We start from the raw sequence: 24,172 nt of genomic DNA, 5'->3' as shown, positions 1-24,172 counted from the left end.
ACATACTACAGCGCCTCCAAAAAACGAGAGAGCATCATCAATATGTATATCATGCCCTCCAAAAGCCGCACGAGCAGTTGAACCGCACGTCAAGAACGATATATCTTGCGTCAGAACTCGTAACTTAATTTAAGCATAGCGCCAGCACTGTTTCCGATCTTTTCTCCGACGGTTTCTTTGAGTGCCAAACTCGCCTGTACACTTCCGTGACGCGCACGTACGGCCAAGCCTGCACTTAAAAGATCGCGAGACTGCTCGGCCGAGTTCTGTTTCACCTCTACGCCTTCAAGGGTAGCGGTGCTGCTTGCCCCTCGTGAACTCAAAGAACGATGATAGCCAAGGTTAAGCTCAGGCTCGACTGACCAACTGCCCATGGGTATGCCGCGCCCAATACTCAGTTCAACGGTAGCGAAGGTAGCGTCCTTACTCGCTTTGTTCACGCCCAGCGTCAGCTCGCTGTTCTTTTCTCGCCTATCGTTCCACTGTGTATGTGTTGCCACCAGCCCGACCCTGGGCTCGATACGCCATTCTGCATACCGCTGCTGGTACCCAACGTTGATGCTCGCATGATAGAGCTGGCCATTGCTGTCCCCTTTTGCACTCGTGAACCCGGTCAGATCCCTTTTACTCTTAGCATCAAAATAACCGGCCCCGAGGATACCGCTCAGATAGGGGCCTTGCTGCAGGCTGTCGAAAGCATGAATGAAACCGACAGAAAGCTGAGTGATATCAAATTCAACTTTTCCACCGGCGCTGCTCACGCGCCCTTTAGTCTGGGCTAGCGTAGCCCCACCTTGATTTCGCTCATCGATTTTTTGGATGATGCCAATTGCTATGCCGTCGCTTCGCTCTCTGCTGTTACTGGCACTCGAGCCGCCCTCATTGCGCTGTCCAGAGGTGAGGCCTTGCATCCACAATCGAGTCGTCTGGCCAGGAGAGACATTGGAAAGTTCGGAAGACATTGCATTGTTTACGGCGATAGGTTGCCGACTCAAGTACGCTAAACTGTCGGCATAGACCTGACCACCCGCGTTGCGAGGCAGGTTGTCGAGATAGCCTCTCGATAAATTGCTTTGAAGCCATTCGTTATAAGCCCCCGCACGCAGTGCGATAGGCCGATCTCGTAACGCGTTTAGCGCACTTGCAGTTCTCGCCGTATTTCCTCTCAAGTCTTTTTGGCCGGGCAGCTCTGTCGATGCCAAGATCAAATCGACAGCGTGCTGGCGGAATCTCAGGTCATATCGCATGCCTCGCTCGGCGAGTCCCGGGGCTTGTTGCAAGCTATCGAAGCCACCGCCGTAACCTGCACCTTGGCTCGCAACGATGAGCGGTTGTACGGTTCCAACGCTATGGGTAGACCCAGCGGTGAGCTGAATTCGACCGCCGAGATTGGCGAATGCCGCTGGCCCTTCAAGGCGGATTGCCGCATGTTGGCTGTCCGTGGTCTTGAGGATACTGGTAGTCGACAGTTCCAGCGAGCGAGTGAAGGATAGTGCGCTGAGCTCCCGTTCGACTACGAGCGTACCCTCCAATCTGGTAGGTGCATTCACCTGGCCCCTGCCGCGCAGTTCACCATCTTCAGCGACCGTCAGTCCTGGGCCCGTCAACGCGCCATTCACGACCAGCCGCCCACTGCGAACATGGCTGGTTGTAGAGAACTGGTTGGTACCGTCAAGCGCCAACTCGCCCTGCTCTACAGCAACACCAGAAAAACGGTTGTTGCCTGCAAGGGTCAAAGCACCTGCACCGCTTTTGGTAAGTAGGCCGCCAGACGTTATGTCGTTACTCCAGACGTCACGATCACTCCAGCGAAGCGCGGTGGGGTTCATCGTCACGGTTTGATCGGCAAAGAGCATCGCGGGCCCCTTGATTGCTTTTCCCAGGTTTAACAGCCCCCAACCGAATTCGTTATCAACACCAGGACTGCCAAGATCCGACGCCGTCGTGAGCAACGTCATTCTTACCTGCGCCATACTCAGATAAGGAAACCGCTCAGCAATCAATGCTGCACCTGAACTCACCAGCGGAGTTGAAAAAGAGGTTCCACTACTCGGCTCATAAACATACTCGACATTACGCTCGCCGCTCACGCTCGCGCCCACCACATACAGGTCGCCTGGAGCTGCCAAGCACCAGCCTCTTGAAACACCGCACTCATTTGAATAGTCCGTCAACCTTCCGTCTGCCCCAACTGCAACCACGCTCAGAAAGCCACTCTCCAGCTCTGGCCTATATCGAGGCAATGTCGCGAGCAACCCAGGTTGAACGTTACTTTCGTTACCTGCAGCGAATGTGAATAGGCGCCCACTTTTCACGCCACTGACGAGTTCGTCAATGAAGGGGTGCTTAGCGGCGGGGTCTATTCTTGAGTACGCCAGATCGACCGATTCGGGCGTCTCGCCAATAGGGTCATCATTATAACTATTGCTGATTATTCTAATCGAGGGTGCCTTCTGCTGAAGTGTGGACAGTGCGCCGTAAAAGTATTCCTCTTTTCCGGGCGTCAGCAAGGAGGATGGGGGTTCTTCTGCATTGTCATCCGACTCATCCTCATCTTCATCCACTTCTCCCACCTCTGTTTGAAATAGTCGAGACTCAGGCGCAACGCCACCTACAAATGTGAACGCACCAAGGCTTTCTGTGCGCGATGCGATAATTCCACTAACACTCGCCCCATGACTTTCAATCGTGGGCAGTCCGGTTTTCTTGTCTGTACCGAATTTCGGAATTGAGAGATCCGAGTCAAACGCCATGTCATTGATGATGGTACGGTTGATCAGTGGTCGAATATCCAGCCCGAAAAAAGCAGGGTGCTGCGGAAGAAACCCGCGATCAATGACACCCACGTCGACTCCGCGACCGAAAAGTTCTAGTTCGCGAGCGGCAGGTACGTCAACATAATCCTGCTCCCACCCACTAGAGTTATTCGCTGCATTTGCGTGACTCGATAATGCGGCCAGCAGGGGTGCCAGGGCGAGCTGTGTTAATGATTTTGCGTCGAGAGTGCATTTTTTCAAGGACGGCTTCATTGTACGTTCTCATTCAAGTATAGGAAATCGAGTCAAGAGTAGGCGCCAGCATGACTTCCGAAAACGCCCACGCCTGGCTAGATAGTCTTGACCCTGCCAAGCTGAATACGGTGCCAGTGAGATTTCCGAAATACCGCTGCTTGTCGACATCCACACAACGTCACCCGACTTAAAAGTCAAGCCGCAATAGTGTGCGCCAGAAGTTTTTTATGGGCGAACGCCAGTGCTTTCGCCAATTGTTTTCCCACCATTCATCTTCGTTTTTGATCACCCCCTCGATATCACTGCTCGCCTCGCTAGCGGAATGCTGGCGGAACATCATCGGAAATACGCAGTGTTGCCGAACCCGCTGTTTGAACATCACGTCCACAGGGATACCGGCATAGGGAGTTTTTGCCAAAATCTCACAACCCGCTCGCGAAAGCACATAGGCATGCAGAGCGACTACGCGCCCTCTCGCGATGAAGGGGCACCACGTCAGCCACGTTCGACCCATGCTGTAACCCAGGTGCAAGGATTCGAAGCGTCGCGTGCGCATGAAACGATTTATCCACGCGACACGACCCGCCTTGAAGTCGTAGGATTTCGCGTCATCCTCAAAGATGAGAATCCTGTCGAGCCCCTCATCGAGCGCTTGTTGGGCAAGTTTCTGATGAGACAAATAGCAGCCGCGCTGTGGGTTGCTGTCCTTTTGCGCGATGTGGAAGATCACTTGCTGGCCGAGTCGCTCACCGATCCCGCGCCTGAATAACTCTCGCCTGTCGCTGCGCACATCGAGCGAAATGCAATAAATAGCGTCAACATCAAATTTAATTTTACTCAGCATTCCAACCACCCGACTCAACTGGTTGGAAATATTGAAGTTGCACCCACCCTCCAATATATAGGAGGATTCTTATATTGCCCCTCGCCAAAGCTAGCGCCGTCCGTACAGCCGAGCCTGCCAGGTCGAAAACATGAGTATCAGTTGCGAAACACTAACGAGTTGCCTGACAGCATTGGGGCAGATCACGCATCGCCTAAGGTGACCCGTCGTGCACATGTCCCCGGCATTAACAACATTCCACGAGCCTCACTCCAACAAGCCGTGCAACCAAAGGCACAGACTCCCCCACGCCCGGCTCAACCATCCGCCCTCGGGTACGGCATGCTGCGCGATGATCGGCTCGGCTCTGATCAGGCCGCCCAGCAGACTCCAACGCACCACACCTACCTGCTGACCCTGCTCGACCGGCGCGATGATCGGCTCGAAATACTCCACCTCGCTCCTCAGGCCCGCCTGCTGTCCGGTAGGTACTGAAAGCGTCACCGGCGCCTGCAATCCAATTTCCACGTGACTGGTCATGCCCTTCCAGACCTTGATGGGATCGAAAGATGTCACGGCTTGCTCTGCCTGCACCTGCTCGAAGGCGCGATAGCCCCAACTGATCAGGCCCGCCGCCTCTTCGGCCCTGCGCTTTTCATTCTCGGCCCCCAGCAGCACCAGCAGCATGCCGCGCTCATGCGTGGCATCGACTCGCCGCTGTGCAGTCGCCACCAGACAGTAACCTGCTGCCGCTGTGTAGCCCGTCTTCATGCCCGTCACGCTCGGATCGCTGAACAGCAATGGATTACGATTCTTGCGATTGGCCGTCGGCGTTCCGGGATAGTGATATTCCTTGATCGCGAAATAGTGCGCATATTCAGGAAATCCGTTCACCAACGCCAGCGCCAAGGCACCCAGGTCGACGGCGCTGCTGAGGTGGCCCTCTTCAGGCAGGCCAGCAGGGTTCATGAAATGGGTATCGAGCATACCCAGGCGTTGCGCCTCGGCATTCATCATGATCACGAACTGATCGACCGTACCGCCCACCACCTCAGCCAATACATAGGCCGCGTCGTTGCCTGATTGCACCAGAAGGCCTTTGATCAGATCGTCCACGGTGACCTCCATGCCGGCGTGAAGGTACATGGTCGTGCCCGATTGTTTCCAGGCAGATCCACTGATGAACACCTTTTGCTGCAGGTCGATGTGCTGGGCACGCAACGCCTTGAATACCAGCAGCGCCGTCATCAATTTGGTGGTGGAGGCGGGTTCGAATCGCCGATTCCCGTCTTTTTGCGCGAGCACCTGTTTCGCATCGGGGTCAATCAATACATAAGCCTTTGCAGACACATTAGCGCCGCCGGCAAGTACCGCCTGACTCAGGATCAACAGCGTGGCGCTGCAGGCGGCCATACTCAGGTGGTTGCGAAAACGCGCCGTGGGTGTCACGCAAGACTTCATCAGGTCTCCAGATTATCGAACAGGGCATGGATGCACCCGATAAAAACCTAAACGACAGTAATTTGCCAAATGATCGCTCATCATCGATAGCGTGATGCCTGCGCATCCGATAACGCCTTAACCACCATCACGCCAAACATGAGCAAATATCACGTATTTACCCGCTAACGCGCAGTACTTATAGTTTTTTGCGCAAGATGAACTTCAGCAATCCCGAACAACTACAACTTACGGCACGCATGATTCCTCTGCACACATTGAACTCTCGTAAAGGAATAATTCGCCATGATAAAGCCCTATGTACTTATCGGCAGGCAGCGCACATTGATATTGGCATTGGGATATTGCGCCCTGCTCACAGGTTGCGCCAGCGACTCACCGAGCGCCCAGTACGCTGTCGCCCAGTCCCAGGTGGACGCCGCCGTCGGCGCAGGGGGTACCGAGTTTGCCGCCATCGAGATGCGCGCGGCCCAGGACAAGCTCAAGCAGGCGGCGATCGCCATGCACGGTGCTGACAACAGCGAGGCCCGAAGGCTTGCCGAGCAAGCCGAATGGGACGCCAGGGTTGCAGAGCGCAAAGCCCAGGCCGCCAAGGCTGTGAAGGCGGCAAGTGACGCCAAGCGCGGTGCCCAGGACGTCCTCGGCGAGGCCATGCGCAGCGCCCGTTAAACAGCGCCCTATCTATTGTGTTTGAAAGGAACTGCATTCATGCAAAAGACCATCTTGATCCCCGCCCTGCTGACACTGGGCGCTATCGCTGGCTGCTCGCACGCGCCCAACGCTCAATTGGAGCAGGCACGCGTGAACCTCGCCACGCTGCAGAGCGATCCGCAGGCAAGCCAGGTCGCCGCCGTCGAGACCAAGGAGGCCGAGCAAGCTCTGGACCAGGCTGACCTGGCCTACCTCGATGGAGAAGACGAACAGAAAGTCAGTCACCTGGCCTATCTGGGTAACCAGCGGGTAGAGGTTGCAAGGCAGACAGTGACACTGCGTGTTGCCGAAGCAGACCTGAGGAACGCCAGCGCCCTGCGTGCTCAGGCCAAACTCGAAGCCCGCGAGGCGCAGATTCGAAAGCTGCGCGAAAGTCTCAATGCCAAGCAGACAGCACGCGGCACCGTGATCACCTTCGGTGATGTGTTGTTCGCCTTCGACAAAGCTTCGCTCAGGACCAGTGCCCACGCCAACATCGAGCGTCTCGCGCAGTACCTGAATGAAAATCCCGAGCGCAAGGTGATCGTTGAAGGCTTCACCGATAGCAAAGGCCCTGCGCCTTACAACCTGAAGCTCTCCGATCGCCGGGCCACCAGCGTCCAGGCAGCCTTGGTGCGCGCAGGGGTCGACCCACGGCGCATTGTGGTCAGGGGTTACGGTGAGGATTTCCCGGTGGCGGACAACGCCGATAGCACTGGCCGTGCGCAAAACCGTCGCGTGGAAGTCACCATTTCCAATGACGACCAACCAGTCAAGGCTCGCCACCTTTCACCTACGCACTTCTGAAAGCCAGCCCAATAATGGCCCAGGCGCTGTCGTCGACAGCGCCTGGGCCATTGGCCTACATATCCCGATACAGCAGCGTCTTGCCGATATTCTTAAGCACCTGGATGTATTGCTTTCGCCAGTTGGCTTTCCAGAAGGCGTCGTCGGGATAGGTTCCATCCAGTGAGCGAGAGGTGACGATGTCGCTGGGGGCCAGGTTTTCCGACTGCTGCTGACTTAACATCGGGAACGCCATGAACGCCTTGAATCGCTTCGAGAAAACCTTGTCAATCGCCTCCCCCGCATAGGGGGCATGACTCACCAGACGCTCACAACCCACGCGGGACAAGATGTACGCATGTGTCCCCTTGGCACGGACCCGTGCGATTCCCCGGCACCAGGTAAGCCAGACCTTGCCAAGGTTGGCGCCCAAGTAGAAAAGTTCTGGCTCATGGCGGCTCAGGAACGCGTTTATTTGGGACACCTGAGTCAACTTGAACGGCACCAGCGTCGCATCGTCTTCCAGAATAAGCACTCGCCGGTAACCCCGCTTCAACGCTAACTGGGCGCAGGCTGCATGAGAAGTAAAACAGCCGCGTTCCGGGCATTCACTGTCACGTTCTACCAGCAGGAATTCGATAGGTAATTGGCTGCAGGCAAACTCGCTGTTGAAGAGCGACCGACGATCTGAACGTTCCCGAATACTGATACAGAAAACTCCATCGACTTCCAAGTTACCGAGATCCATAGTTTTGAACATAGCTGTTACTTCCTGATATCGCACACATCATGAATAAACGGCGACGCGCCGAACGCCGAATCTGGGTTCGTCGATTTTCTGAAATATCAAGGCATCCTGTATTTAGGATGCCTCCGAAAAGAGCGTGAATAATCAGGGCGCAATGCGCGCAGAGCATGCACCGTGGATAGGCTGCTCTGTCGATACCTACAACCGTCGAGCGGTAGCGCGTGCGTTGAAGCAGAACAGCATGTCGGACGGCAGCAAGGCATAGCGATCGAACCGCGCCAGGAAGTCCAAGCCGACCCCCTGTTCGTCATCGGTAGAGCTGGCGAAGAGCACCTCACCCACGGGCCAGTCGTCCATCTCCAGCCCGTCCACCCGAAAGTCCGCCCAGAGTTTGGCATTCAGAGGCACGGTCATCCCGCCTTCGATGGCTAGATCCGTCACCCGGCCACCCAGGCTCCTGAGCTTTTCAGCCGCTTGCTCCGGCAGCGAGTTTTCCTCGAGGAGCGTATTCAATTGCAGCGGTACAGGTTGTCCTGAATAGTTGAACCAGAGCGTCGGGGAGTTGCCGTGACTGTCGCTGTAGCCGCTGCAGTGGTCGTATTCGGAGAGCGACGGTGTGCCTTGGGCGATGAGCAGCGTCTGCTCGAGGTTGTCGACGATCCAGTTGAAACGCCTGAAGGTATCCATTCCCAAAAGACCATCGATTCGCACGCCCATGAGCTGCTCATAGGCGGAAAGATCCAAGGTCAGCCACGGATCACTTCCAATGACCGTCTGCGTACCAATCTGCAATGGCAAGGGATGAGCGACGCCAAGCCGGTCGCTGCCGAGAGTGGTTCTGATGGTCGATACGCCCTCACGATAGATTTCCGGTATCTCGCTCGGGGCCATATCCAAGACCAGGTCGCCTGCAAGCCGCTGGTCGAGGATGGTGAAATTCGAACCCGTCGCCAGCAGGAATCTGTAACGTTGACCGCCGATGGTCACTGGCACGACCAGGCCGTTCCGGGTCTCGACCTTCAACACAGGCTTGAGCGCCAGATCTACCCGGTCACGCGAGTCGCCGGGCTGGTTGCAGCCTGTCGCCATGAATGCGAGCAGAGCAAGCAGGAAGATGGTCTTGACGCTGCCGCCAGGGGCGATCGTCGGCATGGTTACCTCCGTTGAGTACATGATTGGGCTTCATTACTGCACCGCTGGCCGCAAGCCATCGCCAGGGACATTGTTCAACCGCAGCGCCGCGGCCATGATCCGACTGAATACGGGAGCCGCCACCAGGCCACCGTAATAGCCACGCTTGCTGGGTTCGTCGATGACCACGACCACCACGAAGCGAGGTGCACTTGCCGGAGCGAATCCGGCGAAGATGCCTTGGTAGGCATTGGCTCGATAGCCACGAGCATCGGCGGCGGTCTTCCGGGCGGTGCCGCTCTTTCCGGCTACCTGATAGCCAGGGACTCGCGCGCGAAAGGTGCCACCATTGGCCTCCACCACACGCGTCAGCATCTGGGTGATCGCTTTGGCCACATCGGCAGGTAACACTTGCTCACTGCCCTGCGATGGCTGCCGGGCCACAAGCGTCGGTTCCACCAACTGCCCTTCGTTGGCCAGCGTTGCGTATGCCCTCGCCAGCTGGACCGCGGTGACCGACAGGCCATAGCCATAAGACAGCGTGGCGGTTTCTGCAGGGTTCCAGACCCGATACGCAGGCAGGACTCCGGCCCGTTCGCCCGGAAAACCCAATTGCGTATCGACGCCAAAGCCGACCCTGCTCAGCAAAGAATGGATCCGCTCTCCACCGATATCGAAGGCGATCTTGCTCATGCCGACGTTGCTGGAGCGCAGCAAGACATCACTCAAGCCCAGGACCCTGCCCTGGCTTCTTGATACATCGCGCACGGTATAACGGCCGATCTTGAGCGTACCGTCACCTACGTCCACGGTATCCGTAGGCTTCCAGCGGCCACTTTCGAGCGCTGCCGCCATGGCGAATGGCTTTACCGACGACGCCGGCTCGAAGACATCGGTCAGTGCACGATTGCGCATGGCCTCACGGGGCAACGATGCGCGATTGTTCGGGTTGTAGGTCGGCAAGCTCACCAGCGCCAGCAACTCACCGGAGCGGATGTCCATTACCACAGCGGAGCCGGCCATTGCGGCCTCTTGTTCGATTCCACGCTTGAGTTCGCGAAAGGCCCAATACTGCAGACGCATGTCGATCGACAGCTTCAGCGTCTGGCCGGGCCGCGCGGGACGTACGGTACCAAGATCGCTACTGAGATTGCCCTTGCGGTCCTTGATCACCTGGCGGATGCCTGGCACGCCTTGAAGCGCGCTATCGAATGCCAGCTCGACACCTTCGATGCCCTGATCGTTATCATCGGTGAAGCCGGTGATGTGCGCGGCTGTCGCGCCGGCCGGATAGAAGCGCTGGGACTCTTCCAGCCCGGCGACACCCTGAATGCCCGCGTTCTTCAGGCTGTCCAGTAGTCGCTGGGCCTCATCAGGAGGCAGGCGTCTGCGCAAGTAGACGAACGCCTTTTTTGCATTGTCGTCCAACTGCCGGTTCAGCTTCGCCGGGTCCATGTCCAACAGCCTGGCGAGTTCCGGCCAGCGTGTACGCTGCGATTGCAGCATCCGCGGGTCCGCCCAGAGCGTGGTGACCTGCGTGCTGACCGCTAGCGGCTGGTCCCTGCGATCGGTGATCACGCCTCTGGACGCCGGCAACTGCAGATGCCGCAGGCTTCTGGAGTCGCCCTGCTGGATCAGGAAGGCGCTGCCCGAGACCTGTAACTGGAACAGCCTGACGCACAAGACTGCCGACAGCAGCACCACCAACGTGACCGCAACGCGGAACCGCCAGGGGCTCGAAGCTTGCGCAGGTCTCATGGCGTTGTCGAGCTGCTGCTGAGCGACTGAGCGCTATCCGGCGTGGCGGGCGCTTCCTTGTGGTGCAACAACCACGCAGGTACCGGGATCCCCAGATGAGTCAGGGTAGGTGCATTGATTGCACCCGTGGCGGCCAAACCGTTGTCACGCTGATAGCGGTAGAGCGCTTGTTGCGTTGCACTGCCGACACACCCATCGAGCGGCTGCCGATAGTAGCCTTGCTCGGCGAGCATACGTTGCAGATCGCGCGTCACCCGTGTACCCAACGCTGCAAAGGCATGCCCGTCCAGGCGCTCGCAGACCTCGCTCAACGCAGGGGCCTGCTCTTTCAGCCCGGGACCGGCAGCGTCCTGCTCTGGCATGACGGCCTGACGCAGCGACACGACCACGGTGTACATGAGTACAAGGATCAACAGCCCGGTGCACGCCGACCCCGCAGTGACAACCGGTCTCATTGGCATGCCACTCCCCGGCCCGGTTCGGACCACGTCACGCCCACACGTCTGTTTACCTGCTGGTGACGCTCATCTGGCCGGGTTTCGATAGGCAGGCGATTACCGACCGCCCGTGTGACGATCTGCTGAGCCTGCACCCCCTGCTTGAGCAAGACATACCTGACCATCTGCACCCTGGCACGCGATATCGCCACGCTGGGCTCGTACTGCTCGAACTGATCGGCGTGGCCTCTGATGCACACCCGCTGACCTGGGTTTTGCGCCAGTTGCCAACCCAAGGCTTGCAGGTCGTACAGATCGTCCTGGCTCAAAGTGGCCTGGTCGGACTCGAAGTACAGAAAGTGATCTCCCCCTTCCACCACGTCGGTAGCTGCACGAGACTTTTCGCCTGCATGCAGCGCAGAGGGCTTGGACGCGGACTGCCCGGACATGACCGAAAGGCTCGCCATGACCAGCGCAAGTGCCAGGATATTTTCTGAAGCCATCGGTCTACCTCCGTCTGGATCAAATTCAAGGAAAGGGTCGGCCGGCCGCTCACGCAAAGGCATGCTGCTTCAACCAGTCGACCAGCACTTGCATACGCCTTGGCAGCGGATCCAAGGGTGGATGCACCAAGTAATAGGCGTAATCGTTGGCCTGCTGGAAACTGCCCCAGGGCGCTATCAGTTCCCCGCGGGACAAAGCGTTCTTGACCAACTGTTCGCGGCCTATCGCCACACCGGCGTGATTGATCGCCGCGAGCATGCACAGGTCGGAACGGTCGAAAGTCAGGAACCGCGAGCTCAACGGGGCCTCGCTGCCTACCGCCCTGAGCCACAGTTGCCACTCGGCGTCGAAAGACGAGTTGTGCCAGGCGGCGCAGTCATGGATCAGGGTGCAGCGCTGCAGTTCGTCCATCCGCCCATCAAGGCCATGGCGGCGGGCATATTCGGGGCTGCAGACCGGCGCGATGCGCTCGGCCATGATTCGGCTGCTCACAAGCCCGGGGTAATCACCGTCGGAATAACACAGCACGAGGTCGACGCTGCGGGTGCGATAGTCGACCTGCTCATTACCCACGCGGATATCCAGCTGCACATCAGGGTATTGCTCTACGAAGCCCGCGAGCCTTGGGATCAGCCAGCACTGCACGATGGAAGGACGCACATACAGGCTCAGTTGCCCACGCACCTGTTCATCGGCGCGTGACTGCATGGCCTGGTCTAGCGCATCCATGGTGTTCTGCATGATCTGGTAGAACCGCTCGCCGTCGGCCGTCAGGCTTACCTGGCGGGGCAACCGATGAAACAGCTTCAGCTTCAGCCCTTCCTCCAGTCGGGCAATCCGATGGCTTACAGCGCTTGCGGTCAGGAACAATTCATCGGCTGCCTTGGAAAAACTCAGGTGCCGGGCGGCAATCAGAAAGGTATGCAGATTGGCCAGGTGTGCACCCTGTACCCTTGGTAAACCAGTATCTTTTCGAATCAGGTAATTCATTAACCGCTCACGACTCATTGACTGTTGCGCGACACTGCGCTCGTAATAATTCGCCGACGTTATTATCGGTGCCGCACCTGTGGTTACTGTCTCCCCGGGGCGGGCTGCGTCACCTGGATCGGGATTGCACACGCCCCACGATAAGCACTCACGTATTACATGGGCAAATGATCCGTGGTCAGGTGACTGTTAACGCAGTTTCAATTGTCCTGCCAACGCCCGCACGCCCAAGCGTTATAAATCGACCTGCATAACCTGATGACTGCGAAGAATGTGCAAATTGAGTTTTCCAGGCGGGGTCGTCTTCAATAGATTTCTCACCGTCTCTATTTGACGTGGCACATACACTTGACCGTTGACCTGCTTGATCACATCTCCATTGAGCAAACTCGACTCCCTCAACTGGTCAACCGTGTTGTAATCGAGCGTGATTTGCCCATCTCGCACTTTTATCCGTATGTCACGATAGGCCAGCGGCAAGGGATCTACTGGCTTGAGTCCGCTGTAGCAAAACATCATCTTCGATGGAATGAAGGCATAGCGACTGAAGCGACTCAACACATCCATGCCCGCGCCATATCGATCAGGCACTTCGTGCACTTCCATCATGCCCAGTGGCTGATTGTTAAGGGTGACGGCATTGACCACATAACGCGACAACTCTGAGATTCCGTTGGCGTTGGCGACAACGTCCATACCCGGATTCACCTGCAGAGCCCCCTTCTCCGTGCTCAGGTGATCGACAAGCTCTTTGGCGATATAGCTCCTCGACGCACCGGTATCAATGGGCATGAGCACCTGCTGCTCACCCATTGCCAACAAGAGCTCCGGCTGTGAACCGTATTTATCGGAGTAACCAATGCACTCATCGAACGCACTCACTTCAAGCGGACGCTGAGTAATCTGGATGACCTTTTTTTCGTTGGACACATCCCAACTGAACTGCCTGAACGTGTCCACACCCAGTATCCCGCTGACCTGCACGCCAATCGCCTCACTCAGCGGAGATAGATCCGTAGACACCCAGACATCCTGGCCTACAAGCGAGAATGGCCCCAGTTTCAAAGCGACGGGCTTGATAAGGTCGAACCGGGAAGGATCCACCGCACCACGCGTACCCTGAAGTTTGGTGAGATCCTGGTACACGGTCTTGTCGACGAGGGTGCGGGTGTCCAAGGGCACTGTGACCTGACGAGCCAACTGCCTGTCAAGGAGCACCACCGGGACACCACTGTCGAGGAGAAAGTTGTAATACTTACCGGCAATGTGCACGCTCACCAGCGGCACAGTGTCGAATGGCTGCTCGTAACTTTTACTTTGAGATGGCGCACCCTCCTCAAGGTGCGAGCTGTGCAACCACTCCGTGCAGAGCAGCATGAAGATCAGTGCACTTATGCAAAGAAAGAGTTTGTTATCCCAGATCACGTTGCGGTGCCTCGACGAATGGCTGGTTCAGTTTGAATGCTTGCGGCGTTTCTTGACGTTCTCTGCATCCCGTACCGCACGGTCAAACCGTTCACCGGCATGTTCACGTTCGCTGCGCATATCATCACGTTCGGCTTGATAACAGACGTCCCGGCTTACACCGTACGCCTGACACTCATCCAATCGTTGATCCATCGTTTTACAACCGCTGCACAATATGACGAATGCAATCGCCATCCCCTTGGAAACTGTGATCTTCATCAATGACCTCTTTTCATACACTCAGTTAATCAAATTGCGCGCGCACGCACCCGCCCGGCCAATAATGGCCAGCGTCGAATCAGCGATGGGTTGGAACGGTGTATTGTTTTTAAAAGTGTCAGCGGGCGATCTTTTCCGCCAGTACCTTGCGAAGATGCATCACGTCGTTGCCGGCCTGATCGAAACGCTCTACTTGCACATGAGACTGAAGATCTTTAAGGCAAAGAATCATCCTGGGGTAACCGAGTACTGCACAGGCACCGAGCAATCGATGAGCGCGATAAAGCGCTGCTTCCTTGTCGTACCCCTCGATCGCCGCCTCCAGTGCGTCTACATCGATCTGCAGCGAATCGGCTGCTGCCTGCAGAGTACCGACCGACAGAGCGTCCTCGAACGCTTCGGCGATGTGCATGTCAGCCCATAGCGCAAGCGTGTCCCTGAGCTTGCCCAGCCTTATCGGCTTGCCCAGCACACCATTCATCCCCGCGTCGAAACAGGCGATCGTATGTGCCGCGTCGTTCTGCGCCGACACTGCGACGATAGGTGTTGGCGTCGCGCCGCTCACCACCTCTGCCTGTCGCCAGCGACGAGCTACCTCGTAGCCGGTGATATCCGGCAGTTGGCAATCGAGCAGCACGATGTCGAAGCGGTTCTGCTCAAGTGCCAGCAACGCATCGCCCCCGGTTTGTGCAAGCATCGAGTGACAGCCCAGAACCTCCAGCTGTGCTTGCAACACGATCTGGTTGGCGGGCGTGTCCTCCACCAGCAGGACTTGCAGAGCCTGCTCGACTTGACGCACCTGGAATGCGCCTGCTTCGGGAACTGTTTGTGCAGCGTGATGCATTGAGGGCTCATGCAGCTCACAGGGGATCACCACCGTGGCCACTGTGCCCTTGCCGGGCTCGCTGGACAGCCCGATCGCCCCGCCCATCAGCTCGCACAGTTGGCGGCAGATCAACAGACCCAGTCCGGTACCGCCAGAGCGGTGGCTGGCGGAGCCCGAAGCTTGTGTGTAGGGCTCGAACAGTTTTTCCAGACTATGGGAATCGATGCCGATACCCGTATCGATGACCTGGATCTGCAACTCACCCATCCCCGGTGATGAAGCCTCGGTATTCAGCCCGACCGTCACCTTCACGCCACCCGCCGCCGTGAACTTGATCGCATTACTGATCAGGTTCTGCAGAATCTGTTCCATCCGCACCTTGTCCATCATCAGCCACTGCTGGATGCCAGATGCCTGTACCAACTCCAGCGTCAGCCCTTGCTCACATGCCTTTACAGCGAGCAAGTCGACCACCGAACCGACCAGGCGCATGACGTCCACCGGCGCAGGGTCAAGCTGCAGGCGCCCAGCTTCCAGCTTTGAAACGTCAAGCACATCATTGAGCAGATAGAGCAGGTTTTCCGACCCGCTTCTGGCCAGGTCCAGCAAACGGCGCGATTCGGCTGAAAGCTCTTCGCCGCGCCCCAGCAACTCGATGGACGCAATGATGGCGTTCATCGGTGTACGTATTTCATGCGTCAGTACTGCAATGAACATCTTTTTCTCACTTTCACTGCGGATCGCCTCGCGCCGTTCCTTGCGGGCATGCAAGGCGAAGAAGAGGATCAGCAGAAGGCTGACGACAAGCACTCCAAGAATTGGCCCGTAATAGCTGAACATCACCCTGAGCGTCGGCGCACCGTAGGTGGCGTAATCGAAGCTGCGCTCCTCCATTTCATAGGCGCGCTCGGCGCTGACCGAAGCGAGCGCCTTGTCGATGATCCCATGCAGAATCACCAGGTCGCGCCGTACACCCATCGTCAGTTCTACTGGAAGGCTGGCGATACCTCCTGACACCTGCAGCAATCCGTCGTACTTCCTGCGCAGGTAAGGCAGCATCGTCTGCCCAACGCCCATGGCTGCATCGGCCCGCCCCTCTATCACTGCAATCAGGGAGTCTTCGGGAGTGCGGGTCGCCAGTATGATTATTCCCGGATATAGCGCGCGGACCCTGGCCTCGTATTCCCCACCGCCCTTGACGGCAACCACCCGACCTTCCAGTTGCTTGACATCGAAGATCATCGAATTGTCTTCAAGCGCGAAAATGAAGGTATTGCCGATGTAGTAAGTACGGGTTTCGCTGACCAGTGCGGCAAAAGTCGGCTGGGCAAAATCGCGCACCAGCGACGACACCATATCCACCTCACGCCGTTCGAGCAGGCCGGCCACCGAGGACCAGTCACTACTAGGTACCGGGACGAAACGCAACCCCGTGCTCTTTTCGATAAAGGCGAGCAACTCTCCCGCCAGGCCCTTGACTTCTCCGTCTTCCAGATACTCGATCGGCATCCAGTTGCGGTCGGCTGCGACTCTGACTACCGGGTTGGCCTGGATCCAGGCACGCTCCTCTTCGCTCAATATGAATTTCTGCGCGGCCACCGACGGCGCCAAGCTCACCAGAGCCGCCATGCTGAGCAGCGCCAGACACTTCAAAAGGCACCCGTCCTATGCTTGAGGTTGAACAGCTCGGCATCCGAGGTCACACCCAACTTGCGGAAGGCCGACCATTTCTGGGTGCTGATGGTCTTTTCACTGCGCTCGAACTTACGGGCGATCTCACTGACCGTAAGGCCTGCAAGAAAACAACGAATGACCTCGCTTTCCTTGGCTGACAGCCGCACCCCCTCGACTCGCACCGCGCTGCATTCCACCGAGGGCGTCGGTGTTCGCTGGAGGGCCGAATTGACGCTGACCTCCACCAGGCGGTAGGCCATATCAGGGTCGATGTAGGTCTTGCCTCTGGCCACGGTGCGGATGCCGCTGATCATATGGGCCATGTCCTGGGTTTTGCCGACGAATCCGCAGGCGCCCACACGCATGGCCAGGCTGACGATCGCCGGCTCATAGTGCGAAGAAAAGATCAGTACCGCGCTGGCGGGAAACCTGGTCATTAAGGCGCGGATCAGTGAAACGCCATCGAGCACGTTCGGGCTGAGGGTGTAATCGACCAGCAATACATCGGCAGGCACAGTGCGCAAGCCGGCAATCATCTCCAGGCTGGAGGCGTAGCTGCCCACCACCTGGATATCCGGCTCCTCGCCGATGCGCGCGACCACCCCACAGCGCACCACAGCGTGATCATCGAGCACGGCAACACGTATGACGGCGGAAGAAGCGCTCATGTCAGCTCCATCTATGATCAGCACCTGTTTGCGTCCGGATGCGTGGGCGTCACGCCTGAACGAACGCGCGGCAAGCGTTCAGCCATCGCCTGGCTATCATGGCTGAATAATGGCCATACGCTAACACCGCGCAGCTCTTCACTTGAAGTCCCACTGCATCTGCTGCGTGATCGCGACGCCTCTGGACGTTCGAACACAGGCTTCAAGATAGTCGGTAAAACGCGGCGGCGGCGTGATGCCTTCATCCAGCAAACGGCTGTTGTCGAACACGTAGTTGAGATTGGCGAAACCACTGTACAGGCGCAAAGCGCGCATGATCAGACGGGGGTTGCCTGGACCGATGCGAGACTCGAAGTCGGCAGCCAGCGCCGACAGATCCTCGACGCCGACTTTCTGATAGCGCTCGCCCACCGGCTGCGTCGTGCAGGCAGCAGCAAAGGCTTGGTCGATGTCGGAAAACGTACAGGCAGCGTCGCGGCCTGCGGAGATATGATAGAGGTCATGCCGCAGATGGCGTTTGAGCGCTAGATTGATCAACGCATCGGCGCAGTAGTCGACCGGGATCACATCGATCTTCTCTTCCAGATCACAGGTGAAGCTTTCCAGGGCCAGCCCCATGCGGAACATCCAGAAGATGCTGCCCGACGGCTGGCATCCCAGGATGCGGTGCCCGACCACGATCGAAGGCCTAGCCACGACCAGAGGCAGATCAGGCAACTCCTGACGCATGCGTCGCTCGATTTCGGCCTTCGAAGCGGTATAGGGCACCAGTTGTGCCTCGGCCTGCGGAAAGCGCCAGGACTCACTGACCAGCGAATCGCGATCAGGGCCGCAGCTCATTGCCGTGCCGACATGCACGAAGCGCTTCAGGCGCGGCATGCGACTCATCGCCTTGGCAAAGGCAAAGGTGCCCTCCACGTTCACCGGCCAGATGTTTGGATTCTTCGAAAAAGATGCCACGGCCGCGCAATTGATGACCCGATCGATCGTCATCAACCTCGGTGACTCGGGCTCCAGCCAGGAGGTATCCAGCAGGTCGCCACAAATCACCTGATCGGCGTTGAGCGACATCCGCCCGACTTCACCTACACCGTGCAAGCTCAGATTGGTACGCACACGCTCCAATCCCTGCTCCGGGCTACTTGCCCGAACCAGGAAGCACAATTGGCTGACGTAGCCGTATGCGATCAGCTGAGCGGCCACCGAACCACCGAGAAAACCGGTTGCACCTGTGATCAACAGGCGTTCACTGATGGCAGCCCGCGTTTTCGCTATAGCATCGATCTGCATGTTCATACACTCCTAACCATCCGGCGAGGCAGGCGATTACACCCGCCCACCTCGCGATTCAACGTTGATCGAAACGAATTACCACTGATAACCGACGCCCACTGCCGCACCAGCGTCGTTGCGGGTGTTGGTGGACCCGCTGAAGTTGGTCGACCAGCGACCGCTGGGCGAGACATACGAGACACCCACCGCCAGCGCCGACTCGCCACGGTAGTTGCCCACCGCCACCGAGGTCATGCTGCCGCCGGCGACCATCGACCGCGGCAGGTTGGCCATGGCCATGGCGCCAGCAATACCCGCACTGAGCGTGCTGTCCTGCTGCTTGAGGTCGCGGTGCAGTTGCGCGTAACGCTGGTCGGTGTAGGCATTCGCCTGCTCGGTGGCAGCGGCTGTGGCGCGAGTCAGTTGGGCGATGTTGGCGGCATCCGTGCCGCGGCTGCCCGCAGCGACATGGGTAATCTGCCGCTCGGCACCGGCTTGCCCCACAGAGACCGTGTTGCTGCGGTCGGCAACCGAGTTGGCGCCCAAGGCAACGCTGTTGCTGGCAATGGCCTTGGCATCACTCCCCACCGCAGTGGTGCCACTGTCTTCGGCACGTGCTCGGGCGCCCATCGCCACGCTGTTGTCACCCGCAGCCTGAGCAGCGCCGCCACCGGCCACGGCGTCTTTCCCCGAAGCCTGGGGCTGACGCAGGTTGCTGCGGGCACTGGTCTGGAAAGCGCCGCCCACGCCTTGCTGCAGATTGGCCACCTCAGCGCTGACTTTGCTTACCGATTGCGCGGTCTGGGTCGCAACGCCCTGCACCGCCTCGATGGACTGACGCACCGTGACGACATTGGCATCGGTGTAGGCCTTGGCCGCAGCGATGTCATTACCAGTACGTGTAGCCAGTTCGCCAAGCTGGGTGCCAAGCTGACCGATACGCTCGTTCGAGGACGACAACTGGCTGCCGTTGACTGCATCAGTACTGCTGGCAGTCAGTGCGCCGGCCTGGACGTTGGACAGGCGTGCGGCCTGACCACCCGGATTGAGGGTCAGTTGGGCCTTGCTGCTGGCGTCGTCGTATTTGACAGCTGCTTGCGCGGTCTGGGTCGCAACGTCCTGGACCGCCTCGATGGACTGACGCACCGTGACAACATTGGCATCGGTGTAGGCCTTGGCTGCAGCGATGTCATTGCCGGTACGTGTGGCCAGTTCGCCAACCTGGGTGCCGAGCTGACCGATACGCTCGTTCGAAGACGACAACTGGCTGCCGTTGACTGCATCGGTGCTGCTGGCAGTCAGTGCACCGGCTTGGACGTTGGTCAGGCGCGCGGCCTGACCACCTGGATTGAGGGTCAGTTGAGCCTTGTTACTGGCATCGTCGTATTTGACGGAAGCGTTGGCAGTGTTCTTGACGCTTTCGCCGACGGTCATCAATGCATCGGCTACGTTATTGCTCGTTGCCGGCGACGCCAAGGCATTACCATTTACATCGACGCGTGCCGCCTGGAAAGTTGGCAACTTCAGAACATCGTTAATCGGCGTATTCACAGGCGCGTCTATATCTTGCTGGACACTCGCCCCTCCTCCCAGTGATTCCGCAATGTAGTCGCCACGAGAGTCGAATTGCTTTTCAAACCGTGCAATCCCAACCAACGTATTTCTTACGTTATCAGCAAACGACTTTACCGCCGGTACTATCGCCGGAACCCCCCCAACTGCTTCCAGGGCCGACGAAATATTAGAAATTTCGTGTTCCGCCAACATGCGAGTTGTCAGGAAAGTACCATCGCCTTGGTTGGCGAATTTCGCATTAAGGCTCGCTGTCGCAACGCCAGGCGCCGGAGTTCCTAAGACCGCAGTGACCTGCTCCAACTTCTTCGCCAATGCATCTACGTTCGCCTTCAAACGTGCATCATCCGCAGCCGTCGGCGCCGGCCCCTTCACATCGGTAACTTGCACAGCCCATGCTACTGGCGAGCCTCCCATTCCCAACACACACGAGACCAGCACACCACCCATCCACCGCTGCCTGCCCGGTGCAAACTTGATATTCATTTTCGACTTCATGACCAACCGCCAACCCCTTCAATCCAATAATTAATCGAGGCCATCACCTCGACCTGCTTGTGATAGGGAGTCGCTCTTCGCGCATAGGCATCCAATCCAGTGACGAAAAATCGCCTGGAAGTTCAAAATGCAATATCAGCGCCCGGATGAAATACCCGCACTTCAGTGGCCGAAAAAACGAATGCATCGAGATACCCTCAAGCCGCGCGAGCAACTCGAACAGTGACCGTGTACAGGTGGGCGACATTAAAGCCTTCATAAAGAAAATGCCCATCCCTGGGCATTAATGCACCCAGCACCCGCATCCATCAGGCGCTTTCTTCAAAGAGCGAGCCCTTCCGAGCTGACGCAAGTCCTTGGCATTTCAATAAGTTTCGTCACACGCTAAGTGCACACTTATAGAACCCAGAAGCACCCACTCCCTGAACACGAGCGCTATCTTCCAGTAAATACCCGGGCGGAAATATCGGAGGATTCCTAAAAACTAAGAAAAAACCTATTTAACTATCAGACAAACCCTCGTGCGCATGAGCAGCGGCACAATGCCGACACGCCGCCGAGCACTCAACCACACGCTATGCCACCATATGCCCCCTGACCCTCATAACAGGCTCACCCATGCTCTACGTAGTCATGCTCGGAGGAAGACACCCTCGAGCCAGCATCGAAGTCCACGACGTGGTCTTCGCCCACGCCGACACGCTCGACCAGACCTACCCGCAGTTGCGCAGCGCCTGGTTCGGCAGCCCTAAAGGCTTGCACATCGATTCCTGGTGGGAAGTCCACGGTGTGGATGGCTATCGCGTGGAGCTCGGCCACGCCGCACCACCGCCCGGCGCCATGCGCTTGTTCTTGCTGAACCTGGGAGGCTACGCACCTGGGGTGTTTGGCGAGGATCACCGCTACTTGCTGGTAACGGCTACCGACAAGGCCGCCGCCAAGCAGATCGCCAAGCAACGCATGGCAGCCGGTTGGCTGAAGCCGCACACCGACACAGTGGTGGATGTCGACGACTGCCTGCCGGTGGACCTGGTCGACGGTCGCTATGTGCACCTGGTCGAGGGCGAACATCGAGGCACGCTGCAGCGCAGCGACTACATCGTCATCTGAGCGACGGTATCGACCGAAACGCTGACCGCTAACGTTGCTGGCGGCGCTTGCCCAGTTCGATCCAGACCGGCGCATGATCGCTGGCCTTGGCCTCGTTGCGTACCCAGGCATCCACACCCGCCCGTTTCAGATAGGGGGCGAGGTCGGGATTGAGCAGCAAGTGGTCGATCCGCAGTCCGGCATTGCGTGCCCAGTGATTGCGAAAATAATCCCAGAACGTGTAGATGCGCTGCTCTGGGTACAGGTGGCGAACAGCATCGACCCAGCCCTGCGCCAGCAACTGTTCGAAACACGCCCGTGACTCAGGTTGCAGTAGCGCGTCCTTGAGCCACGAACGTGGGTTGTAGATGTCCAGGTCAGTCGGCACGACATTGAAATCGCCCGCCAGCACCGTGGGATGGCTGCTGCCATGCAGTGCCTGGGCATGCTTGATCAGGCACTCGAACCAGCGCAATTTGTACTCGAACTTCGGACCGGGTTGCGGGTTGCCATTGGGCAGATACAGACAGCCCACCAGCACGCCCTGCACCGCAGCTTCGAGATAGCGGCTCTGCTGATCGTCCTCCATGCCGGGCAGCCCACGACGGACCTCCAGTGGTTCGCTATCGCGCGCCAGGATTGCAACGCCGTTCCAAGAAGGTTGCCCTTGGTAAAGGCAGCCATAACCCGCCGCCTCAAGCGCCTCGCGAGGAAACTGTTGATCAGCCGCCTTCAATTCCTGCAGGCAGACGATGTCCGGTTGCTCCCGCGCCAGCCAGGCCAACAACGCGGGCAGGCGGCTGCGGATGCCATTGATATTGAAGGTGGCAATCTTCAGCGCTTTCATGCGTCAGGGTCGTTCACGTGGGCCTGGACGGCGTCTTCCAGTGCCCGGACATGGGCCTGATCGGCCAACGCCTTAAGCGCCAGCCAGTCATCCCAGTCGATGGCGCCATCGTCACGCAGCGCCTCGGCGGTGCGAACCAGTTCATGGTGGTAGGCATCCGGCGACTCGCGCCGGTAACTGACGTCGTCGTACTGTGCGTACCAGGCTTCAAGTTCAGGAATGCTGCGTTCGATGCTCATGATGACGGCCTCGTTATACCCCTCTTTGTGAGAGCCCGCCCTGCGCGCAACGTTCCAATGAGCATTGGATCAGGACCGCTGGTGCTGGCCGGATGCAGCCTGTTCCCGCTTACCCCGATCGAACAGAAGCCGCTATTTAGCGAGTCAGTATTTAGTACCACCGGACTTACTCACCTGAACTTTGCTGACTGTCATGGCTTCCCCTGCATACCTACCACGCAAACATGCACTTGCAGGAGCAGACACTCATGAGAGCACTGACCTACCACGGAGCACACGACGTCAGGGTCGATAACGTCCCTGATCCCATCATCCAGGAACAAGACGACATCATCCTCAAGGTGACCGCCACCGCCATTTGCGGCTCCGATCTGCACCTCTATCGAGGCAAAATCCCGCAAACCGAAGCGGGCGATATTTTCGGGCACGAGTTCATGGGTATCGTCGAGGACACCGGTAGCGCCGTTACCAATCTGAAGATCGGCGATCGCGTCGTGATCCCCTTCGTGATCGCCTGCGGCAGTTGCTTCTTCTGTCAGCACGATCTGTTCGCGGCTTGCGAGACTACCAACACCGGGCGCGGCGCGATCATCAACAAAAAAGGCATTCCCCCAGGAGCTGCCCTGTTCGGATACAGCCATCTGTATGGCGGTATCCCTGGCGGCCAAGCCGACTATGTCAGGGTGCCGAAAGGTAATGTCGGCCCGTTCAAAGTGCCCACGGACCTTGCCGATGACAAGGTGCTGTTTCTTTCCGACATTCTGCCGACCGCCTGGCAGGCGGTGATCAATGCCGACATCGGCCAGGGTTCGTCAGTGGCCATCTACGGGGCCGGGCCAGTGGGCTTGTTGAGTGCTGCCTGCGCGCGGATGCTCGGCGCCCAGACCATCTTCATGGTCGACGACAACGATTACCGCCTGGCGTATGCCCAGGAAGCCTACGGAGTCATACCCATCAACTTCGAGCAGGACGACGACCCTGCAGACAGCATCATCCGTCAGACACCGGGCATGCGCGGCGTGGATGCCGTGATCGACGCGGTCGGCTTCGAGGCCAAGGGCAGCACTGCAGAAACGGTGATGACAGCGCTGAAAATCGAAGGCAGCAGTGGCAAGGCGCTACGCCAGAGCATTGCTGCGGTTCGCCGTGGCGGGGTTGTCAGCGTCCCCGGTGTGTACGCCGGCTTCATCCACGCCTTCATGTTCGGCGACGCCTTCGACAAGGGCCTCACCTTCAAGATGGGTCAGACCCATGTCCAGAAATACCTGCCAGAACTGCTGCAGCACATCGAAGCCGGACGCCTGCAACCGGAACTGATCGTCACCCACCGCCTGGCGCTCGAGGAGGCGGCGATGGGATACAAGATATTCGATCAGAAGCAGGACAACTGCCGCAAGGTCATCCTCGTGCCAGGCGCTGCGGCGGGCACCCTGGGCCCTGACTACGTGTAGAGGAGGCAAGG

General features: G+C 58.2%; 21 protein-coding genes. 4 read left to right on the top strand and 17 right to left on the bottom strand.

The features are described from left to right. Positions 1–110 precede the first annotated feature (110 nt). The 3 genes from APH44_RS22790 to APH44_RS22780 form a co-directional block, all read right to left on the bottom strand. Positions 111–3,029, bottom strand: a complete 2,919-nt coding sequence (locus APH44_RS22790) for a S8 family serine peptidase (protein ID WP_082430657.1) — start codon at positions 3,027–3,029, stop codon at positions 111–113. A 169-nt stretch (positions 3,030–3,198) separates the two neighbouring features. Then, positions 3,199–3,852: a glycosyltransferase family 25 protein gene (locus tag APH44_RS22785; protein ID WP_054894672.1), complete on the bottom strand. Its 654-nt coding sequence runs from the start codon at positions 3,850–3,852 to the stop codon at positions 3,199–3,201. Positions 3,853–4,101: 249 nt separating this feature from the next. Further along, positions 4,102–5,295, bottom strand: a complete 1,194-nt coding sequence (locus APH44_RS22780) for a D-alanyl-D-alanine carboxypeptidase family protein (RefSeq protein WP_054894671.1) — start codon at positions 5,293–5,295, stop codon at positions 4,102–4,104. Between the two features lie 285 nt (positions 5,296–5,580). Between APH44_RS22780 and APH44_RS22775 the strand changes: the two genes are divergently transcribed. Continuing rightward, positions 5,581–5,964: a DUF4398 domain-containing protein gene (locus APH44_RS22775; RefSeq protein WP_054894670.1), complete on the top strand. Its 384-nt coding sequence runs from the start codon at positions 5,581–5,583 to the stop codon at positions 5,962–5,964. A 39-nt stretch (positions 5,965–6,003) separates the two neighbouring features. Continuing rightward, entirely contained in the window at positions 6,004–6,792 is a 789-nt protein-coding gene (locus APH44_RS22770) for an OmpA family protein (protein WP_054894669.1), read from the top strand. Positions 6,793–6,847: 55 nt separating this feature from the next. Here the strand turns inward: APH44_RS22770 and APH44_RS22765 are convergent, their stop codons facing one another. The 12 genes from APH44_RS22765 to APH44_RS22715 all read right to left on the bottom strand — a co-directional run bounded on the left by APH44_RS22765 (position 6,848) and on the right by APH44_RS22715 (position 19,899). Beyond that, positions 6,848–7,531: a hypothetical protein gene (locus APH44_RS22765; protein WP_054894668.1), complete on the bottom strand. Its 684-nt coding sequence runs from the start codon at positions 7,529–7,531 to the stop codon at positions 6,848–6,850. A 186-nt stretch (positions 7,532–7,717) separates the two neighbouring features. Then, complete coding sequence (locus APH44_RS22760; RefSeq protein ID WP_177339352.1) at positions 7,718–8,671, bottom strand: retropepsin-like aspartic protease; 954 nt, start codon at positions 8,669–8,671, stop codon at positions 7,718–7,720. A gap of 33 nt (positions 8,672–8,704) precedes the next feature. Beyond that, on the bottom strand, positions 8,705–10,408 hold the full coding sequence (locus APH44_RS22755; RefSeq protein ID WP_054894666.1) for a penicillin-binding protein 2: 1,704 nt from the start codon (positions 10,406–10,408) through the stop codon (positions 8,705–8,707). Next, on the bottom strand, positions 10,405–10,863 hold the full coding sequence (locus tag APH44_RS22750; RefSeq protein WP_054894665.1) for a peptidoglycan-binding protein: 459 nt from the start codon (positions 10,861–10,863) through the stop codon (positions 10,405–10,407). The genes APH44_RS22755 and APH44_RS22750 overlap by 4 nt, the downstream gene beginning before the upstream one ends. Continuing rightward, positions 10,860–11,348 carry an OmpA family protein gene (locus APH44_RS22745; RefSeq protein WP_054894664.1) on the bottom strand — a complete coding sequence of 163 codons (489 nt, stop codon included), beginning with the start codon at positions 11,346–11,348 and terminating at the stop codon, positions 10,860–10,862. The genes APH44_RS22750 and APH44_RS22745 overlap by 4 nt, the downstream gene beginning before the upstream one ends. Positions 11,349–11,397: 49 nt before the next feature. Continuing rightward, a complete protein-coding gene (gene dsdC / locus APH44_RS22740; protein ID WP_054894663.1) occupies positions 11,398–12,339 on the bottom strand; it encodes a DNA-binding transcriptional regulator DsdC in 942 nt (313 codons plus the stop codon). A 234-nt stretch (positions 12,340–12,573) separates the two neighbouring features. Continuing rightward, the gene (locus tag APH44_RS22735) at positions 12,574–13,764 is read right to left on the bottom strand and encodes a pepsin/retropepsin-like aspartic protease family protein (RefSeq protein WP_054894662.1); all 1,191 of its coding nucleotides are present in this window, start codon (positions 13,762–13,764) and stop codon (positions 12,574–12,576) included. Between the two features lie 27 nt (positions 13,765–13,791). Next, positions 13,792–14,025, bottom strand: coding sequence for a hypothetical protein (locus APH44_RS29855; RefSeq protein WP_156343784.1), 234 nt, complete (start codon positions 14,023–14,025; stop codon positions 13,792–13,794). 118 nt (positions 14,026–14,143) lie between these two features. Beyond that, positions 14,144–16,480: an ATP-binding protein gene (locus tag APH44_RS22730; RefSeq protein WP_156343783.1), complete on the bottom strand. Its 2,337-nt coding sequence runs from the start codon at positions 16,478–16,480 to the stop codon at positions 14,144–14,146. 20 nt (positions 16,481–16,500) lie between these two features. Then, positions 16,501–17,193: a response regulator transcription factor gene (locus APH44_RS22725; protein WP_054894660.1), complete on the bottom strand. Its 693-nt coding sequence runs from the start codon at positions 17,191–17,193 to the stop codon at positions 16,501–16,503. A gap of 138 nt (positions 17,194–17,331) precedes the next feature. Next, positions 17,332–18,489 (bottom strand): cationic peptide resistance protein CprA, encoded by a 1,158-nt coding sequence (cprA, locus tag APH44_RS22720; protein WP_054894659.1) that lies wholly within the window; start codon positions 18,487–18,489, stop codon positions 17,332–17,334. A 72-nt stretch (positions 18,490–18,561) separates the two neighbouring features. Beyond that, positions 18,562–19,899, bottom strand: coding sequence for a YadA-like family protein (locus tag APH44_RS22715; RefSeq protein ID WP_054894658.1), 1,338 nt, complete (start codon positions 19,897–19,899; stop codon positions 18,562–18,564). Positions 19,900–21,153: 1,254 nt separating this feature from the next. Here APH44_RS22715 and APH44_RS22705 point away from each other — a divergent pair. Then, positions 21,154–21,645: a DUF1543 domain-containing protein gene (locus APH44_RS22705; RefSeq protein WP_054894656.1), complete on the top strand. Its 492-nt coding sequence runs from the start codon at positions 21,154–21,156 to the stop codon at positions 21,643–21,645. 28 nt (positions 21,646–21,673) lie between these two features. Here APH44_RS22705 and xth read toward each other — a convergent pair whose 3' ends face one another. Beyond that, positions 21,674–22,471: an exodeoxyribonuclease III gene (gene xth / locus APH44_RS22700; protein WP_054894655.1), complete on the bottom strand. Its 798-nt coding sequence runs from the start codon at positions 22,469–22,471 to the stop codon at positions 21,674–21,676. Then, entirely contained in the window at positions 22,468–22,710 is a 243-nt protein-coding gene (locus APH44_RS22695; protein ID WP_054894654.1) for a hypothetical protein, read from the bottom strand. The genes xth and APH44_RS22695 overlap by 4 nt, the downstream gene beginning before the upstream one ends. Positions 22,711–22,958: 248 nt before the next feature. Here APH44_RS22695 and APH44_RS22690 point away from each other — a divergent pair, with 248 nt between their 5' ends. Next, positions 22,959–24,161 (top strand): zinc-dependent alcohol dehydrogenase, encoded by a 1,203-nt coding sequence (locus APH44_RS22690; RefSeq protein WP_054894653.1) that lies wholly within the window; start codon positions 22,959–22,961, stop codon positions 24,159–24,161. The last annotated feature ends 11 nt before the right edge of the window (positions 24,162–24,172 follow it).

This window comes from Pseudomonas sp. NBRC 111143, from assembly GCF_001320965.1.
Lineage (GTDB): Bacteria > Pseudomonadota > Gammaproteobacteria > Pseudomonadales > Pseudomonadaceae > Aquipseudomonas > Aquipseudomonas machongensis.
This window is presented reverse-complemented; position numbering and strand designations above follow the sequence as displayed.

Excerpts from the sequence above, each read along its gene's own strand:
- APH44_RS22790 (WP_082430657.1), bottom strand. The coding sequence starts at position 3,029 with ATGAAGCCGTCCTTGAAAAAATGCACTCTCGACGCAAAATCATTAACA.
- APH44_RS22780 (WP_054894671.1), bottom strand. The coding sequence starts at position 5,295 with ATGAAGTCTTGCGTGACACCCACGGCGCGTTTTCGCAACCACCTGAGT.
- APH44_RS22775 (WP_054894670.1), top strand. The coding sequence starts at position 5,581 with ATGATAAAGCCCTATGTACTTATCGGCAGGCAGCGCACATTGATATTG.
- APH44_RS22770 (WP_054894669.1), top strand. The coding sequence starts at position 6,004 with ATGCAAAAGACCATCTTGATCCCCGCCCTGCTGACACTGGGCGCTATC.
- APH44_RS22765 (WP_054894668.1), bottom strand. The coding sequence starts at position 7,531 with ATGTTCAAAACTATGGATCTCGGTAACTTGGAAGTCGATGGAGTTTTC.
- APH44_RS22760 (WP_177339352.1), bottom strand. The coding sequence starts at position 8,671 with ATGCCGACGATCGCCCCTGGCGGCAGCGTCAAGACCATCTTCCTGCTT.
- APH44_RS22755 (WP_054894666.1), bottom strand. The coding sequence starts at position 10,408 with ATGAGACCTGCGCAAGCTTCGAGCCCCTGGCGGTTCCGCGTTGCGGTC.
- APH44_RS22750 (WP_054894665.1), bottom strand. The coding sequence starts at position 10,863 with ATGAGACCGGTTGTCACTGCGGGGTCGGCGTGCACCGGGCTGTTGATC.
- APH44_RS22745 (WP_054894664.1), bottom strand. The coding sequence starts at position 11,348 with ATGGCTTCAGAAAATATCCTGGCACTTGCGCTGGTCATGGCGAGCCTT.
- dsdC (WP_054894663.1), bottom strand. The coding sequence starts at position 12,339 with ATGAATTACCTGATTCGAAAAGATACTGGTTTACCAAGGGTACAGGGT.
- APH44_RS29855 (WP_156343784.1), bottom strand. The coding sequence starts at position 14,025 with ATGAAGATCACAGTTTCCAAGGGGATGGCGATTGCATTCGTCATATTG.
- APH44_RS22730 (WP_156343783.1), bottom strand. The coding sequence starts at position 16,480 with ATGGCGGCTCTGGTGAGCTTGGCGCCGTCGGTGGCCGCGCAGAAATTC.
- APH44_RS22725 (WP_054894660.1), bottom strand. The coding sequence starts at position 17,193 with ATGAGCGCTTCTTCCGCCGTCATACGTGTTGCCGTGCTCGATGATCAC.
- cprA (WP_054894659.1), bottom strand. The coding sequence starts at position 18,489 with ATGAACATGCAGATCGATGCTATAGCGAAAACGCGGGCTGCCATCAGT.
- APH44_RS22715 (WP_054894658.1), bottom strand. The coding sequence starts at position 19,899 with ATGACCGTCGGCGAAAGCGTCAAGAACACTGCCAACGCTTCCGTCAAA.
- APH44_RS22705 (WP_054894656.1), top strand. The coding sequence starts at position 21,154 with ATGCTCTACGTAGTCATGCTCGGAGGAAGACACCCTCGAGCCAGCATC.
- xth (WP_054894655.1), bottom strand. The coding sequence starts at position 22,471 with ATGAAAGCGCTGAAGATTGCCACCTTCAATATCAATGGCATCCGCAGC.
- APH44_RS22695 (WP_054894654.1), bottom strand. The coding sequence starts at position 22,710 with ATGAGCATCGAACGCAGCATTCCTGAACTTGAAGCCTGGTACGCACAG.
- APH44_RS22690 (WP_054894653.1), top strand. The coding sequence starts at position 22,959 with ATGAGAGCACTGACCTACCACGGAGCACACGACGTCAGGGTCGATAAC.